This is a genomic window from Blastopirellula marina (assembly GCF_002967765.1).
Taxonomy (GTDB): domain Bacteria; phylum Planctomycetota; class Planctomycetia; order Pirellulales; family Pirellulaceae; genus Bremerella; species Bremerella marina_A.
On record NZ_PUHY01000016.1, the window covers coordinates 205,754 to 224,171 of the forward strand.

At 56.5% G+C, this 18,418-nt stretch carries 9 protein-coding genes; all 9 read left to right on the top strand.

The window, feature by feature from the left end; all coding sequences use genetic code 11:
* The first annotated feature begins 13 nt into the window (after positions 1 to 13).
* The 9 genes from C5Y83_RS28575 (at position 14) to C5Y83_RS28615 (ending at position 18,245) form a co-directional block, all read left to right on the top strand.
* Entirely contained in the window at positions 14 to 4,051 is a 4,038-nt protein-coding gene (locus tag C5Y83_RS28575; protein WP_105333233.1) for a PVC-type heme-binding CxxCH protein, read from the top strand.
* A gap of 165 nt (positions 4,052 to 4,216) precedes the next feature.
* Positions 4,217 to 7,969, top strand: coding sequence for a family 16 glycoside hydrolase (locus tag C5Y83_RS28580; RefSeq protein ID WP_105333234.1), 3,753 nt, complete (start codon positions 4,217 to 4,219; stop codon positions 7,967 to 7,969).
* Between the two features lie 163 nt (positions 7,970 to 8,132).
* Entirely contained in the window at positions 8,133 to 8,711 is a 579-nt protein-coding gene (locus C5Y83_RS28585) for a sigma-70 family RNA polymerase sigma factor (protein ID WP_105333325.1), read from the top strand.
* A complete protein-coding gene (locus tag C5Y83_RS28590; RefSeq protein ID WP_158262579.1) occupies positions 8,708 to 10,162 on the top strand; it encodes a FecR domain-containing protein in 1,455 nt (484 codons plus the stop codon). Before C5Y83_RS28585 ends, C5Y83_RS28590 begins: the two co-directional genes overlap by 4 nt.
* A gap of 95 nt (positions 10,163 to 10,257) precedes the next feature.
* On the top strand, positions 10,258 to 12,693 hold the full coding sequence (locus C5Y83_RS28595) for a hypothetical protein (RefSeq protein WP_199195174.1): 2,436 nt from the start codon (positions 10,258 to 10,260) through the stop codon (positions 12,691 to 12,693).
* A gap of 110 nt (positions 12,694 to 12,803) precedes the next feature.
* Positions 12,804 to 13,523: a YqjF family protein gene (locus C5Y83_RS28600; protein ID WP_105333236.1), complete on the top strand. Its 720-nt coding sequence runs from the start codon at positions 12,804 to 12,806 to the stop codon at positions 13,521 to 13,523.
* Positions 13,524 to 14,085: 562 nt separating this feature from the next.
* Positions 14,086 to 14,703 (top strand): ECF-type sigma factor, encoded by a 618-nt coding sequence (locus C5Y83_RS28605; RefSeq protein ID WP_105333237.1) that lies wholly within the window; start codon positions 14,086 to 14,088, stop codon positions 14,701 to 14,703.
* Between the two features lie 237 nt (positions 14,704 to 14,940).
* The gene (locus C5Y83_RS28610) at positions 14,941 to 16,326 is read left to right on the top strand and encodes a DUF1501 domain-containing protein (RefSeq protein WP_105333238.1); all 1,386 of its coding nucleotides are present in this window, start codon (positions 14,941 to 14,943) and stop codon (positions 16,324 to 16,326) included.
* Between the two features lie 11 nt (positions 16,327 to 16,337).
* On the top strand, positions 16,338 to 18,245 hold the full coding sequence (locus C5Y83_RS28615; protein WP_105333327.1) for a DUF1549 and DUF1553 domain-containing protein: 1,908 nt from the start codon (positions 16,338 to 16,340) through the stop codon (positions 18,243 to 18,245).
* The last annotated feature ends 173 nt before the right edge of the window (positions 18,246 to 18,418 follow it).

Here is an 18,418-nt window from a genome sequence, read left to right on the forward strand (position 1 = left end):
AAAGAGCCCGACCATGCCACGCCTGTTGTTGTTTGCTTCTTGGTGCGTTGCCACGCTCCTGTTTTGCGTACCCGTTCACGCCGCGGATGGCATCCTGCCCCTAGGCGAAGATGGTCAGCCGTTGAATCTCGATTTCGAGAAGGGAACGCTCGAAGACTGGACCCCCCAAGGGCCTGCGTTTGAGCAACAGCCGATCGAAGGGGACACAGTGCGGGCACGTCGCAGCGACATGCGTAGCAACCATCAAGGCAAGTTCTGGATTGGCGGCTACGAGAAGGTGCTCGATCAAGCAACGGGCACGCTCACATCGGCTCCGTTCGAGGTCACCAAACGTTTCGCCGCCTTCCTGCATAACGGTGGCTCGCACGAAGAAACCCGCGTCGAACTCATTGAAGTCGGCAGTGACAAGCCGTTCTATTCCACGGTCGGCAATAACAACGAAGGGATGGACTTGACCGTCGTCGACCTGCGCAAGGTCGAAGGCAAAAAGATCTTCATTCGTTTGGTCGACATGCACAAAGGTGGCTGGGGACATTTGAACTTCGACAACTTCCGTCTGTACGACAAAGCCCCCGCCAAGCCGAAGCCAGCCCGCATCGCCCTCACCCCTGATCAGTATCCGCATGCGGGTCTCTCGGCCGAAGAAGCCGCCGCCGCCATGCAGCTGCCAGAAGGGTTCCGCGTAACGGTCAGCGCCACCGAGCCGGAGGTGACCCAGCCGATTGCGATGGCGCTCGATGAAAAAGGACGACTGTGGGTCTGCGAAGCATTCGAGTACCCCCAGCGGGCCAAAGAGGGAGAAGGCCGAGATCGCATTTTGATCTTCACCGACAAAGACGGTGACGGCAGGTTCGACGAACGCAAGGTCTTCTACGAAGGCTTGAACCTCGTCAGCGGTTTGGAAGTGGGTTACGGAGGCGTGTGGGTCGGTGCGGCTCCCTACCTTCAGTTCATACCCGATGCCAACGGCGACGACATCCCCGATGGCGAACCGCAAATCTTGCTCGACGGTTGGGGCTATCAAGATACGCACGAAACGCTGAACGCATTCATCTGGGGACCCGATGGTTGGCTGTATGGCTGCCATGGTGTATTCACCCATTCGAACGTCGGTAAGCCGGGTGCTCCTGATTCGGAACGACAACGCATCAACGCCGGCATTTGGCGATATCACCCGATTCGTCACGAGTTTGAAGTCTTCTGCCACGGAACCAGCAACCCCTGGGGTGTCGACTTCAACGACTACGGCCAGGCTTTCTGCACAGCGTGCGTGATTCCTCACCTCTATCACATGATTCAAGGTGCCCGCTACCAACGCCAAGCAGGTTCGCACTTCAATCAGTACACGTACAACGATATCAAAACGATCGCTGATCACCTGCACTACCTCGGTTCGACACCCCACAGCGGCAACAACAAGTCGGACGAAGCGGGCGGCGGTCATGCTCACGCAGGAGCGATGATTTACTTGGGAGATGCCTGGCCCGATTCGTATCGCGACCAGCTATTCATGAACAACATTCATGGTCAGCGGTTGAATGTCGACATCTTGCATGAAGAAGGTTCTGGCTACGTCGGCAGTCACGGCCCCGACTTCCTACTGACCGGCGACCGCGCCTCGCAGATCCTTAACATTCGTTACCTGCCTGACGGCAACGCTTATATGATCGATTGGTACGACATGCAAGCTTGCCATTCACGCGATGCCAACGTGCACGACCGCAGCAATGGCCGCGTCTACAAGATCAGCTATGGCGAGCCCCGCAACGTTCAGGTCGACCTGACAAAGTCGACCGACGAAGAACTCGCCCAGTACACGCTGCATAAGAACGATTGGTACGTTCGCCACGCCCGGAAGGAACTCCAAAAAAGGGCTTCCGCCAGAAAGATCTCTGGCGCGGCGATTTCCAAACTGAGCGAAATCGCCAAGTCGAACCCCGATGCCACGCGTCGATTGCGGGCTTACTGGGCACTGCACGTGATCGGTCAAACCACAGCCGAAACGACCGCCGCGATGCTGGCTGATGCCGAGCCGCACATCCGCGGCTGGGCATTCCAACTGGCCCTGGAACAAAACCACCAGCCGAGCGATTCGCTGTATCAATCGATGGTGAAACTGGCCAAGAACGATCCTTCACCGATCGTTCGTTTGTACCTCGCTTCGGCCGCCCAGCGAATGTCGCTCGACTCGCGTTGGGACTTGCTGACGGCACTCACCTCGCATGCGGAAGACGCCACCGACCACAATTTACCTTTGATGTACTGGTACGCCGCCGAGCCGCTCGCCGATGCCTCGCCCGAACGTGCGTTGGCGTTGGGACTCTCGGCCAGCAAACAGATCCCGCTCCTTGGTCAGTACATGCTGCGGCGGATTGGCAGTGGCGATCCGAAGTCTTCGCTGGCCACGCTCGTCCGCGGCTTGTCCAACATCGACGAACCTCAAACTCAACTCACATTCCTGCAAGCCATGCGAACGGCCTTGGCTGGCCAGCGTAAAGTCGACATGCCAGAAGCCTGGCCGAAAGTTGGTGCCAAGCTGATTGGCAGCAACAATCAAGCGGTCTCGGTGGAAGCAACCGCCCTGGGTGTGACCTTCGGCGACGAAGCCGCCATGGCCAAGATGCGTCAGATGGCAACCAGCGGCCAGGTAGCGACCGGGCCACGAACGTCCGCAATTGAAGCCTTGCTGGGTGCCAACGATCCGAAGCTGCCTGCTACACTGCAGTCGCTGCTCGGGAACGCTGAGTTACGCGATTTGGCCCTGAAAGGCCTGGCTCAGTACGACGACGCCCAAACGCCAACAATCGTCCTGGCCAAATACAACGCGTTCCCACCGGGGAGTAAGCGTCTGGCAATGGCCACCCTTTGCTCGCGTCCAGAATATGCTCGCACGCTGCTCGCCGCAATTGAAAAGGGAGACGTGCCGACCAAGGACCTCACCGCCGACTTGGTACGTCAGCTCTCGAATCTGGGAGACAAACAAATCGACGCTAAGCTGACCAACGTCTGGGGCTCGGTTCGCGAAACCCCAGAAGAAAAGGCTAAGCTGATCGAGCAGTATAAGAAGCTGGTCGGCCGGACCGATCTGCCCAAGCCCGACCTGGAGTTGGGACGAGCGATCTTCTCGAAGACCTGCCAGCGTTGTCACTCGCTGTACGGGGCAGGCGCCCATGTCGGCCCAGACTTGACCGGCTCGAACCGAGCGAACCTCGATTACTTGCTGTCCAACATCGTCGATCCAAGTGCGGTGATGGCCAAAGAGTACCAGCCGTCGATCATTCTTCTCGATAGCGGCCGCGTGCTGACCGGTATCGTGCGGACGGAAGACGAGAAAACACTCACCCTGGAAACCGCCGAAGAGAAGCTGGTCCTACCGCAAGACGAAATCGACGATCGCAAGCTCAGCGAAAAATCGATGATGCCCGACGATCAACTTCGCCCGTTCAGCGAACATGACATCCGTAGCCTAGTCGCTTACCTGCAAGGCAAATCGCAGACCCCAATGCTGGCCACCAAAGAGAACGCCGTCGAACTGTTCAACGGCAAAGATCTGTCGGGCTGGAACGGGGACGAGACCTTATGGTCGGTGGAAGATGGGGAGATCGTTGGTTTCACGGAAAAGGGAATCGGTAAGAACGCCTTCCTGATCAGTGACCTTTCGGCTGAAAACTTCCGCTTGACGCTGGAGATCAAGCTGGTCGACAACAAGGGGAACAGCGGGATCCAGTTCCGCAGCCAGCCCGAAAAAGGTGGCTCGGTCAAAGGTTACCAGGCTGATGCGGGTGCCGGTTGGTGGGGTAAGCTGTACGAAGAACATGGCCGCGCGTTGCTGTGGGACAAATCAGGCGAAGCCCACTTAAAGCCCGGCGAGTGGAACAAGTACGAAATCGTCGCCCACGGAGCCGACATCAAAACGTTCCTTAACGGCCAACCCTGCGTTGACCTACACGACGACAAGGGAGCCAAACGAGGTATTTTCGCCCTCCAACTACATTCCGGCGGCCCAACCGAGGTTCGCTTCCGCAACTTGAAGTTGGAAATCCTCGACTAAGGGACGATTCCACCACATTAAGTCGTCTTAAAAATTCGGTTCCCTACCTATCGGCAACGGACCAAAATCTAGGGTAAGATTGGAAGGGCTATTCGCGGGAATCCGTGAGTAGCCCTTGTTTCTGTATTTGGCCCACCCAGTCTTCCCTCCTTCCCCCTTACCGATATGCTTCGCACATTCATGGCCTCGTGCCTCATTCTGGCGTGCAGTTTGCCCGCTTTTGCCGATGAAACTCGCTTCGAGATCTTGTTCAACGGCCAAGATCTTTCCGGTTGGAAAGGTGCCGATGGTTTCTGGAGCGTCGAGAACGGTTCGATCATTGGCGAGACGACCACCGAGAATCCCACCAAAGGCAACACGTTCCTGGTGTGGCAAGGGGGCGAAGTTGGTGACTTCGAGTTCCGTGGCAAAGTCCGGTTCCAAGGCAACAACTCTGGCGTTCAGTACCGTAGCGAAGCGGTCGACGCAGATGGCGTCGTGCTGAAAGGTTATCAGTGCGATCTGCATCCCAACCAAGACTACTTCGGCATGCTCTATGGCGAGAAGACCGGTCGCGGCATCATTGCCACACGCGGCCAGAAGCTCGTGATCGGCGCCGATGGCAAGAAGAAGGTTGATGGCAAAGTGGGTGACGGTGCCCAACTGGTGGATGACGAGTGGAATGACGTGCGGATTGTTGCCGTCGGCAATCGTTTGATCCACCAAGTGAACGGCATCACCACCGTCGATATCACCGATAACAGCCCAGACGCTTTGACCAAGGGAAAGCTCGGTCTGCAATTGCACGCCGGCCCGCCGATGAAAGTCGAGTTCCGCAACGTACTGCTGCGAAAGTTGAGCGGCGAAGATGCCAAGGCGACCTTGACTCAAGCGATTGAAGATGGCCAGCCTAAAACAACGACGACCAGCGGCGAGCCCACCGCCGTTGCTCCTGACTCTTCTGATAAATGGTTAACTTCGGCTCCCCTGCCGCAGTGGATCTGGTCGAACGATTCCCCTGATGGGCACAAGCTTTCGCTGCGCCGCAAATTCAACATCAACCAAAAGGTCAAATCGGCTCGCTTGTACGCGACCTGCGACAATAAGTTCACGTTGTTTCTTAACGGCAAGAAGATCGGCGGCAGCGGTGCCTGGGAAAAGCCGGCCGAGCTAGACGTGACTGGTGCCTTGCAAAATGGTGAAAACGTCTTGGCGGTGGCTGGCCAAAACGAAGGTGGCGTGGCCGCATTCGTGCTGAAGCTTGTCGCCACGCTTGAAGATGGCTCGCAGCTGACGATCGCGACCGATCCTAGTTGGAAGATCAGCGATAAGCCGACCAAGGGTTGGCAAACGGTTGCCTATGACGACGCGAAATGGGAGTCGCCGACCATCAAGGGCAAACTAGGGGATAGCCCTTGGGGCATTCCTAACTACACGTCGGCTCCGGCTGCCTCCGAGGCGAAAGACCCGCTCGATCCGAAGAATATTCTGACCGCCCCTGGTTTCACCGTCGACCACATCTACACCGTTCCGAAATCGGAAGGAAGCTGGGTTTCGCTGACGACCGATCCGAAAGGCCGCTTCTACGCTTGCGACCAAGGGGGCGCCGGGCTCTACCGTATTACCGTCCAAGATCCCAAGCCACCAATCGTCGAAAAGGTTTCCGTCGGCGAGTTGAAAGAAATTTCCGCCGCTCAAGGAATGGTCTGGGCATTCGATAGTTTGTGGGTTCATCGTAACGGTGGTCACCTCTATCGTCTGACCGACACCAACGGCGACGACATGCTCGACAAGGTCGAAGAAATTCCTGGCGGCACCGGCGGAGGCGAACATGGCAACCACGCCGTGATCGTCACCGAAGATGGCAAGAACCTTTACCTTGATGGCGGCAATCACGCCCCGCTGGGCAAGTTCGAGCGTTCCCGAGTTGTCAGCTGGGATGAAGACTTGCTATTGCCACGCATGTGGGACGCCAATGGTCACGCCCGAGGCAAGCTCGCGCCTGGCGGTTGGGTGACGGAAGTCGACGTTGAGACGTACAACCAAACCGTCTACACGATCGGTTTCCGTAACGAGTACGACATCGCCCTGAACCGTTTCGGCGATATGTTCACCTTCGATGCCGATATGGAATGGGACCTTGGTTCGCCATGGTACCGTCCAACCCGCATTTGCCACGTGGCCAGTGGTGCTGACTACGGTTGGCGCAGTGGTTCGGGCAAGTGGCCTGCTTATTACGAAGACAGTGTTCCTCCGGTGGTCGACATCGGGCCTGGCTCGCCAACCGGTGTTGCTTCCGGCATTGGTACCAAGTTCCCAACGCGCTACCAGGATGCCATCTACGCCCTCGACTGGACGTTCGGCACGATCTACGCCATTCACATGACGCCGGAAGGTTCCAGCTACGTGGGCAAGGCCGAACCGTTCACGTACGGCTCGCCCCTCCCGGTGACCGATGCGATTGTCGGCCAAGATGGTGCGTTGTACTTCACCGTCGGTGGTCGCGGCGCCCAATCGGCCATGTTCCGGGTTCGCTACATCGGTGATGAATCACTCGATGCCCCTTCCGAAGTCGAACCGAAAGGAGCTGCGGCTCGCGAGACGCGCCGCTCGCTCGAGAAATTCCACGGCGTGAAGGATGCCGCTGCGGTTGCTGCCGCTTGGCCTTACCTTTCCAGTGAAGATCGCTTCCTGCGGAATGCGGCTCGTGTGGCGATCGAAAGCCAACCCGTCGAAACGTGGGCCCAAAAAGCCTTGGACGAAACGAATCCGCAAGCACAAATCACCGCGGCAGTCGCTTTGGCTCGAACCGGTTCCGAAAACTATCGCGAACCGCTGTTGGCCAACCTCACCGCGATGGACATCGAGACGCTGACCAAGGGGCAAAAGTTGGGTCTGCTGCGTGCTTACGCGTTGATCTTCATTCGCCTTGGCAAGCCGACTGAAATCGAACGCAACGAGGTAATCGCTCAGATCGATCCTCTGCTGCCAGCGGACGATGCCGATATCAACACCGAGTTGATTCGCGTGTTGACCTACTTGCAAGCGAAGGATGTTGTCTCGAAGACGATGGCCCTGATCGAGCAGCGTAGTACTCCCGAGATTCCGGATTGGTCGGAGCTCGCTTCCCGCAACGCCCGTTACGGTGGCACGGTCAACGCCCTGCTGACCAACCACCCACCGACGCGTGAACTGGGGTACGCATTCATCCTGCGAAACATGCGCAGCGGCTGGACGCTCGAAGAACGTCGCGCTTACTTCACCTTCCTGAACGAAGCCGCGAAGAAGTCCGGCGGGTCAAGCTATCCTGGCTACCTGACACGGATTCGTGACGAAGCCCTTGGCAATTGCAGCGACGCCGAACGAAAGGCGCTGCAAGACATCACCGGCGAAGACTTCAACCCGGTACCAGACTTCGAGATCGCCGCGATTGAAGGTCCCGGTAAGGCGTATACCGTGGAACAAGCCATGGCGGCACTGCGTGGCGGGAAGCCTGACTTCGAACGAGGTCGCTCGCTTTACTTCAGTGCCACGTGTGGTAAGTGCCATCGTTTGGGTACGCTGGGCGGTAATATCGGGCCTGACTTGACCAGCATTCCTCACAAGTTCGACGAACGTTACGTGGTGGATGCGATCGTCAATCCAAGTGCTCACATTTCCGATCAGTACGGCAGTTCCATCGTCCTGCTAGACAGCGGCAAAGTGATTACCGGCCTTGTGGTGGAAGGAGACGAAGAAGAAGTCACCATCTATCCGATTGAACCCAATGCCGATCCGGTCAAGGTAACCAAGGGCGAAATCGAAGAGGTCCAAGCTTCGCCTGTCTCGCAGATGCCCAAGGATTTGCTCAACCCGCTGAACCCTAGTGAAATCCGCGATCTGGTGAACTACCTGATGTCGTCTGGCAACCCGAACGACCGACGCTATCGCGGCCGATAACCGTCCGCGAATGTGTTACGAAACGACGCCATGCCCACCCACCCGGTGGGCATGTGCATTTCGAACGAGCAGCATTATTCCACGAAGTTGCCATTGAAAAAGCTTTTTCAGATTTCGTGTCCAAAACGTACGCTAATGGCTCTTACTAAGGTGGAGACCCTTCATGCCTAATCCTGAGCCAGAACAATCGCCCGACCAAAGCAGCCCTCCGGACATCGCGTCTGCCGAACTCGATGCGGAATTCGTGCGACTGTTCAGCCAGAATCAGCAGCGGATTTACCTCTACCTGATGAGCCTGGTCAGCGATGCGAACATTGCCGACGACGTCTTTCAAGAAACCATGCTGGTCCTCTGGCGTGAGTTCCATAACTACCAACCTGGAACGAACTTTATGGCTTGGGCTTGCACCGTCGCTTTCAACCAAGTGCGCGCCTGGCGGAAGCGACAACAACGCGATCGCTTGCAGTTCTCCGATGAATTCCTGGCCGCCGTTGCCGAGGAACTCGATGCCCAGGCCGACGTGCTCGATCAGCGGCATACGCTACTCAGTGATTGCCTTGCCCAGTTGCCGCAGCATCATCGCCAACTCGTAGCGTATCGCTACACGGCTGGGCATGCGATCGATCAAATTGCTCAGCAGACCCAGCGCAGCATCGATGCAGTTTATCGCTTGCTCAGCCGAATTCGCAAAACGCTGCACGAATGTGTGAGCCGCAAGCTCGCCGCGGAGGATGCCCAATGACCACGCCTGAGCAACACGCGGAATTCCAAACGCTGTGCGAAGCGGTCGTCGAACAACAGGCCACGCCCGAGCAAGTTGCCCGTTTGGAAGCGTTATTCTTCTCATCGGCCGAACTGCGTCAGCAATACATCGTATTGGCCCACCTCAACGCCTCGCTCGCGACCATCGGTCGTCACTCTGGTTGGCAAACGATTGCCGAGCAGGAAGCCTCGACGATCCCGGCTCCCACAAGCGAACTCTCCGCGCACAAGCCAAGCTCACGGACGGTTGTTATGTGGGGAAGCCTTGTCACGCTGGGTTTGGCATTGTCGCTGTTGGTCGCTTTTCTGCTGGTTAACGGCGACTCGCACCCTAACCACTTCGCGAAGATCACTTCCCTGCCCGGCACGAAATGGGAGTCGTCGACTATCCCGACCGTCGACCAAGCTCGCTTTGGCGCTGGCCGAATTCGTCTGGCCGAAGGCATCGCCACGCTGACATTCGACAACGGAGCCACCGTTGAACTGGAAGGGCCGGCTGATTTCGAGATTACCGATCCCCTGCACTGCCGTCTTCATTCCGGCAAGCTGGTTGCCACGATGAGCCCCAACTCGAAGGGATTCGCCGTGCAAACACCAGAGGCATTGTTGGTTGATCAAGGAACCAGCTTCGGTGTAAGCGTTGCCCCGGACGGCCGATCGACGTTGCAGGTTTTCGATGGTCTGGTCGAGGTAACTCATCACCAGACGGGCGAAGAGCTTGCGGTCGAAGAGTCGCAAGCGGTCGAGATTTCTCCCACTCGCATCACCAAGCTGATGCAGCCGAACGAGCCATCCGGCAGTTCGTCGAATCGAACATCGCCAGGCGCGCGACGGCAAAGTCAAATCACCACCGCCATGGGTGTCGGGGCCGATCATTACGTCATTCGCGATCCGCAGTTTCGCGACGGCCCAGCCGATTTATTGATGATTAAGCTGTCGGACGAACGCTTCTCCGGCTACGATCGCAAAATCTATTTGAAGTTCGATCTGCGTGAAGTTGATCTAGACTCGCTCACCGAAGCAAAGTTAACGCTAACCGCCAGCCCGACTGATTTGGGCTATTCCTCACGCATGCCTGATACAATGTTTACCGTTTACGCTTTGACCGACGATCAACTCGACAATTGGCAGCCTGATTTCTTATCTTGGGAAACTGCCCCTGCGAACACTACCGCGGGCGATCAGTTGGATACATCACTTTCCAAGCCGATCGGTACGTTTCAGATTCCCCATGGTCAAAAGCAAGGATTGTTCTCGGTTTCGTCGGACGCACTCGTCGACGCGATTCGTTCCGACGCCAACCAATTGTTGACTCTCGTTGTCGTTCCCGAGACACGTGAAGTCCAAGCGGGTGCCCTGGTGCACGGTTTTGCCAGCGGCAGTCACGCCACGCTCCCTGCCCCGACGTTACGCCTCATTCATCAAGAGTAATGGTTGCCCCAGCCACGTTCTCTTCCCCCTTCCCCTTACTACTCGGTCACTCTATGCATCGCCACTCACAATCGTCGCTCGTTGTAATTTGCCTCATGTTTGTGGCGTTCGCGGCCAACCCGCTCTCAGCTGCCGAGCACGATTCACCACGCCAGATTAGCGGTATCTATCCCCATTTGGCGTACTGGAACAATCACGGTGAATGTGGCACCGGGGCGGTTGTACCGTGGGCGAACAAGCTGTGGGTGATCACGTACGGTCCGCACTTTCCCAACGGTTCGACCGACAAGCTCTACTCGATCAGCACTGACCTCGCCATCACGCCGTTCGCTGGCAGCGTCGGGGGAACTCCGGCGAACCGAATGATCCACAAGGAATCCAACCAACTGCTCATCGGCCCTTACGTGGTCAATCACGAAGGTAACGTTCGCGTGATCACCCCTGATGCTATGCCTGGCCGCTTGACCGGCAACGCGCGCCATTTGTTCGACCCTGCCAATAAGGCGTACTACGCGACAATGGAAGAAGGTTTCTACGAGGTCGACTTGAACTCGCTGGATGTCACCACGTTGTTTCAAGATAGCCAAGGACAGCTCCGCGGGAAGAAGCCCGACGAAGGCACAGCTCCCTTGGCCAATTTGCCAGGCTACCACGGCAAAGGGCTTTATTCCGGTCAAGGTCGTTTGATCTACGCAAACAACGGTGACAACGCTCGCGAAGCGCTCGTTCGTCCCGACGTCCCTTCCGGTTGTTTGGCCGAGTGGGATGGAAAAAGCGAAACGTGGAACATCATCCGTCGTAACCAGTTTTGCGATGTTCGCGGACCTGGCGACTTGCTGGGAAATCCGAACCCCGACACTGATCCGATCTGGGCGATCGGCTGGGACCATCGCTCGCTCATCTTGATGTTATTGGACGAAGGTGAGTGGACCAGCTATCGCCTACCGAAGGCTTCGCACTGTTACGATGGCGCGCACGGCTGGAATACCGAGTGGCCCCGAATTCACGACATCGGACTCGCCGATTTCAACATGACCATGCATGGCATGTTCTGGCACTTCCCGCAAACATTCACGCGAGCCAACTCCGCCGGCATCGCTCCCCGTTCAACTTACTTGAAAGTGATTGGCGACTACTGCCGCTGGAACGATCAACTCGTTTTCGGTTGCGACGACGCCGCACAAAGCGAATTCCTCAACAAACGTAAAGCGAAGGGGGAAGTCGCCGGGCCGGGTCAGTCGCATTCGAACTTGTGGTTCACTTCGCCTGAGATTCTCGATGAACTGGGCACGCCGATTGGTCGTGGAGCTTTATGGATCGAAGATCAAGTCGCCGCCAATCAGCCGTCGGAACCTTATTTATTTTCTGGCTTCACAAAGCGAAATGTCTGCCTAACGCACGGCGGAAAGACCCCGATCACTTTCACCTTCGAGGTCGATCGCCAAGGGAACGACCAATGGACATCGCTGGGGGAAGTCACGGTTCCGGCCGGCAAGGCAGTCTGGCACGCGTTTGCGGAATCGGAACAAGGTGCCTGGATTCGCGTTTCGCTCGACCAGACCTGCGAGAAGGTAACCGCACAGTTTCAATACGCCAATCGAGATGAACGTAGCGATGAACCGAACAAGATGTTCGCAGGCATTCGCACGGAGAAATCGACCGATTACTCGCAAGGTATCGTCCGAGTCCGAGGCGACAAACTTCAAACGATGGCATTTTCGGCCGTGCAAATCGAAGATGGCAAGGTCGTGCATCAGGCGTTCTACGAATTGGATGGTGATCTTCGCCTAACCGACAAACAGGACCAAGCCGCTTTCCAATGGACGAACGATCACGCCGCGATTCCGGAAGGAGTAATGGACTCGGATGACGCTTCAATTCTGTACATCGACGACGACGGCAACCGCTGGCGTCTGCCACGCACACGTGGTGCGAAGATGATGGAAGATCAATTTGGTCCGTTGCGAATCTCACGCGAAGTCGCGACGGAGCGCGACTTGTTCAACTGTGGAGGCATATTCTACGAACTGCCAGCGGGTAATGCTGGGGGCATGGCCAAAGTACGTCCGATTGCCAGTCACCCGTTTGCGATTCACGATTACTGTAGCTATCGCGGGTTAATGATCGTAAGCGGGATCGATGCCGACGCGAAGGGTGAACACATCATCCGTTCGGACGATGGTCGCGTCGCCGTCTGGGCCGGGGTAATCGACGACCTGTGGAAACTAGGCAAGCCGACCGGCGTTGGTGGCCCTTGGAAAGCAACCACCGTCGCAGCCAACGTACCGTCCGATCCGTACTTGATGACCGGCTTCGATTCCAAGACGCTCATGCTTGCCAGCGATGCTGATACCAAGATCACCATTGAAGTCGACATCACCGGCACAGGCAACTGGCAAACATACGACGTGGTCGATCTCTCGGCCGGCAAGAATCAGAAGATTGCATTCGCTGATGACTTTCAAGCTTATTGGGTCCGTCTTACTTCGTCTGCGCCCGGCAAGATGACCGGCCAGCTAACGTACGAGTAGTTCTTCGAGAGCGGCCGAGCCAGATTGCGGTTACATGAACTAGCAACAAGCGGTTATCGTAGCGAAGTCGGAATCTATTCGCTCGCTACGAAACTGCTGAACTGCCTTACATGATTGACCGCATCGTACCGACAAGACGGCCGTCCGGCCGCATTCGTGGCTACCAGCAGTGGCGTTCCCTCTTGTTTTTGCACTGGCCAGTACCGGTCGCTACGCTTCGCCGTTTGGTTCCCGACTCGCTCGAGATCGATACTTACGACGGTGTGGCCTACATCGGAGTGGTTCCCTTCTCGATGTTTGGCGTTCGCCCCGGCTGGTGGCCGGAGGCCTGGGCGTTCAACTTCCTGGAAACCAATGTCCGAACTTATGTCGTGCGAGACGGGAAACCGGGGGTCTATTTCTTTTCGCTCGACGCGGCAAACGGGTTAGCCGTATGGGCCGCTCGCCAGTTCTGGGGTTTGCCGTACTTCCATGCCAAGATGAGCCTCGAAGCGTCTTCCGACGAAGTTCGCTATCAAACGGTTCGTCGGCAAGGTGGGGCCAAGCATCGTGTTCGATATCGGATCGGCGAAGCGCTTCCGCCGTCTGATCCAGACTCGCTGGAGTTCTTTTTCCTCGAGCGTTACCTCCTGTTCGTCGAACGAAAAGGAAAACTCTTCTCAGGCCAGGTCCATCACACCCCTTACCCTGCCCACACCGCAGAGTTATTGGAAATCGAGGACTCGCTTCTAGCAGCGGCAGGAATAGACGATTACGCGCAAACTCCGTCGTTTGCTCACTACTCCCCAGGAGTAAATGTCGAGATTTACGATCTCCAACAAATTTTTTGACGCACAAGTCGACCGAAAAACGCTTAGTAGATATAGATAGGCATCGGCGGTCTTTTTCGAGTCACGATTTCCCTGCCCACGGGGGGACACCTTCCGCGATTTAATTTCTTCCTCTTTTGTAGGAGTTTCTTTCCAAGCTTGCGCTCACCCCGACGAACCCCTGTTCAGAAGATTCCCTCGGATCGACTCCCAGCACATGGGAACTCGATGGAGTCACTACCCTCCTAACGTTTTCCTGCCTATCGATCGATCGCCTCGCGCGGTTTGGCCTCGACTCGATAGAACGGCAAATCCTAAATCTTCAAAGCTATTTCCCCACGACTTCGTCTTACCAAGAGGAGCCCTCGACGCTGCGCGCGAGAAACGCGACGCATTCAGTGACAGCAAACAACCGTGACAGACATCCGCGACTAATACATTGTCCTGTCCGCCAGAGTATTCCGCGTTGTTATCAACGCCATTTCAATTGCAGGTGGTTAGCTCGAACGATTCGCTAGGCACAACGCAACTCTGGCAGGGGCATGCATCCAGTCGTAAGGATCACTAGAAGCAGGCAGAGGCTATGTGCGCAAAACTTTTCGATTCGATATCGCGAACCTCGTACACTTCGCCTTCACCGGCGGAGGTTAAGGCAGCCGAAGCGGAACTCGAGGCTTGGATCCAAGAGCGCCAGCTCGCACAACACGAATCGTCCCATGTTATTTGGGGACGGTATGTTCGTCGGCTCCGTGTAAAAGCACGGGCCTATTTGATTAGTCAAAGCATGGGGGGACGTGACCAAGATAATCTCGCCTTTCGAACCGCCAATGCAATGTTCGATGCCACCGAGAAGCAGGAACTCGATCCGGGTGAACGATCGAGCGACTTGTGGAAGATTCTCCTCGCTAGGGCAGCACGCGAGATTCAGCAGAGCGAGCAGTCGGAAACCGTTCAACTTTCCCTAACCGAAGTTCTCGGCGAAGCCCCATCGGCTCAACTTTGCATTCGTTTCGCCCAAGAATTGGAGCAAACAATTCGCTTGAGCTTGGACGATCGTCTGCGAAATGTCTTGTTTCTACGTCTCGAAGGCTGCGTCAGCCGCGAGATTGCTCAGCGTCTGGGCCAGCAAGAAGACGAGGTCGAACCGCAACTGGCAGAAATTCGCCAGCGATTAGCCACAGCGCGAGACGCGCGAATGTGAGGGAGTGTGTGCCCAGTCCGCGGCTCCTCGTCGTGTGGGGCCGCGGATTTTTTATGCGCGGTTGGAATCCCTGAGTCGGCAAAATCAAAATTCTATTGATAATTCTTTTGACATGGGGGACAATCGAGCCTGCAACGCTCCCCTCGTCCGTGAACACCACAACCGCGCGGGTTCGCTCCTTCCTGCCCCCACAGCACTTCCGCCGACGATTCCTCGTTCCGTCCAAGCGAGCAGTCCATGCCCAGTCGAAGCATCACTTCACGACGCGATTTCCTGGTTCAAGCTGGGGCGGGTGCCGGAATGCTTGCGATGGCTTCGCTAGATTCTGTTCAAGCTGGCAGTACCACGCACTTCAGGCCTCGTGCTAAACGGGTGATCTGGCTGTTCATGCACGGCGGGCCAAGTCACGTTGACTTGTTCGACCCCAAGCCGACGCTCACAAAGTACGCGGGACAGCCACTGCCGGATAGTTTCGGCAACGTCATGACGCGCCGCAATGTGAAGAAGAATCCGCTTTTGGCTCCCCTTCGCCCGTTTAAGCCCCGCGGCGAGTCTGGTCTCGAGATCAGCGACTTCCTTCCTCACACGGCCGAACATGCCGACGACTTGTGCGTTATTCGTTCGATGCACGGAGATAGCGTCAATCATCCGCAGTCCGTTTATCAGATGAATACCGGCAGCATCCTGATGGGCAACCCCAGTGTGGGAAGCTGGGTCGCTTATGGGCTGGGGTCGCTAAACGACAACATGCCTGCGTTTGTCGTTCTTCCTGATCCTGGTGGTGGCTTGAAGGGAGGTCCGCCAGCTTGGGGCAGTGGTTACCTTTCCGCTGCTTACCAAGGGGTGACGATGCGATCGGGCAGTTCGCCAATCCTCAACCTGAAACCCCAACCCGGCGTGACCATCGCGCAGCAGAAGCGCGATCTGGCTTTGATCGATCAATTGAATCAACGTCACCTCGAAATACGCGACGGCGACGACCAACTTTCTGCCAGGATTCGGGCCTACGAAATGGCGTTCCGAATGCAGACCGAAGCGCCGGAGCTAGTGGACTTGAAGGATGAGACACCCCACACGCTTTCGATGTACGGCATCGATCAAAAGGAAACGCGCGAATTCGGACAGCGCTGCTTGCTGGCGCGGCGGATGATTGAACGCGATGTCCGCTTCGTGCAGCTTTACTCCGGCGATACCAACGGCTGGGATGCCCATGCCGACGTAAATCAAAATCATTCGGAATACTGCCAGAAGACCGACAAGCCAATCGCTGGCCTCCTCAAAGATTTGAAACAACGCGGTCTACTCGACGATACCTTGGTGATTTGGGGTGGTGAGTTTGGCCGCATGCCGATGAGCGAGCAAGGTAAAGGACGGGATCATAATCCTTGGGGCTATAGCGTTTGGCTGGCAGGTGCCGGCATCCAAGGTGGCCGAGCTTACGGTTCGACCGACGAAATCGGTCTGCGTGCGGCAACTGACAAAGTTCATGTCCATGATTTTCATGCCACCCTTCTCCACTTACTCGGGCTCGATCATTATCAATTGACCTACTACCACAATGGACTCGACAAACGGCTGACCGGGCCAGACGAGGCCAACGTCGTTCACGATTTAATCGGATGAAGGAGCGACGCATGAATTTTGTGAGTTGGGTGATTTCTCGAGTTCTTCCCACGCTGCTGATAATTCTGCTGGGCATTGTGCCCCTGGCCTCCGTTTTGGCAGAAGAAGAACATAGTTCGACTTACGAAGAACCAGCCATTTCAGATTCGGATCGCGCGCACTGGGCCTACCGGCCGCTGGTGCCGGTTGCGGTACCAGATTCGAAATGGGGCAACAATGAGATCGATGCGTTTATCGCGGATCGGCTTTCACGTGACGGCCTCTTGCCCCAATCGTCGGCATCGCGAGTTACCCTGATCCGCCGCTTGAGTTTCAACTTGACGGGCTTACCGCCAGCCCCCGCAGAGATTGATGCGTTCGTAAACGATCCGAGTGATTCCGCGTATGAAGCGTTAGTCGAACGGTTGCTGGCCTCGCCCCACTATGGACAGCGCTGGGCGCAACATTGGCTCGACCTGGCGCGGTTCGCCGAAACAGACGGCTTCGAGCATGACAAACTGCGGGCCAATGCTTGGCAGTATCGCGATTGGGTAATCGAAGCTTTGAACGACGATATGCCATACGATGAATTTGTCCGCCAGCAAATTGCCGGGGACGAAATCTACCCTGGTGAAGAGTCGGCCCGTATCGCTACCGGTTTCTGCACCTCAGGCCCCGATATGCCTGATATCAACCTGTTGGACGAACGACGCCATACGGTTCTCAATGAAATGACGTCGACTGTGGGTGAGGTATTCCTCGGCCTGCAGATTGGATGTGCCCAGTGCCACGATCACAAGTACGACGCGATTAGCCAAGCCGATTTTTATCGCCTGCGAGCGATCTTCGAGCCTTCGCTGCAATTAAAGAAAAACTTTTCCCTGACCACCTTGCAGGAGCAACTTCCCTACGAGCGAACAAGTCACTTGATGATCCGTGGCGACTTCCGCCGCGAGGGGCTCGATCTATCCCCGGGAGTCTTGCGCGTCGCTTCGTCTGAGGATTTTTCGTTTGAACCGGAAGCAACTTCTAACACAGCCGGCATTCGAACTGCTTTAGCAGAGTGGATGGTTGATCCGAACAATCCCTTGACGGCGCGGGTAATGGTGAACCGTGTCTGGCAACACCATTTCGGTCGCGGTCTGGTGAAGTCGCCCAGTGACTTCGGTGTCATGGGGGCGGCGCCGACCAACCAGGCCCTGCTCGACTGGCTGGCCAAATCGTTCATCGAGCAAGGATGGAGCCTCAAGACACTTCATCGCCAAATCGTGATGTCAGCGACCTATCGTCAGCAAAGCTTCCTGCCCGCAGATGCGAGCGAAACGGAGCGATCGAATTGGGAATCGGCGTTGCAGCAAGATCCGAATGCACGTCTTCTCTCGCGATTTCCCAGGCAGCGTCTCGAAGGAGAAGCGGTTCGGGACGCCCTGCTGTCGGCGAGCGGCACTCTGAACCTCAAACAGGGTGGCCCCGGGATTCGCCCACCGCTTCCACAGGAACTGGTCGGCACGCTGCTGAAGAATCAATGGAATGTCACCGAAGACACGGCTGAACATTCGCGGCGCAGTATTTATGTGTTTGCCCGACGAAATCTGATCTTCCCGACATTTGCGGCCCTGGATCGCCCCAGCGCGAATGTCAGTTGCCCATCCCGAAATCAGTCGACCACCGCACCGCAGTCGCTTCAGTTGTTGAACTCGCGATTCTCGCTCGATATGGCGACGAAAATGGCGGATCACATTCGGGAAGTAGCGAAAGACCAAGACGCCCAGATCGAACTGGCATTTCTTCGCACACTTGGCCGTGCACCGACGTCCGACGAACTCGATCAGGTTCGCGAATTTTGGCAAGCACATGCCAACGACGCGAATCTATCCGATCCACTCACCCATTTGGGCTTGGCGCTCTTCAACGCCAACGAGTTCCTTTACGTTGACTAGTCGTCAGAACACGCACCGTGTATAGTGCGTCGCCTGCGGTTAGCCGATGCCTTTCGATCTATGCCAGCATCCAGGCACTCAATGGGATACCATTTTGAAGGGATCTCACCCCCAGATGGTTTCTGATTTTTTCGCCAGTTGCACGTAGCGTGGGCTAAATTTGCCCATGCAGC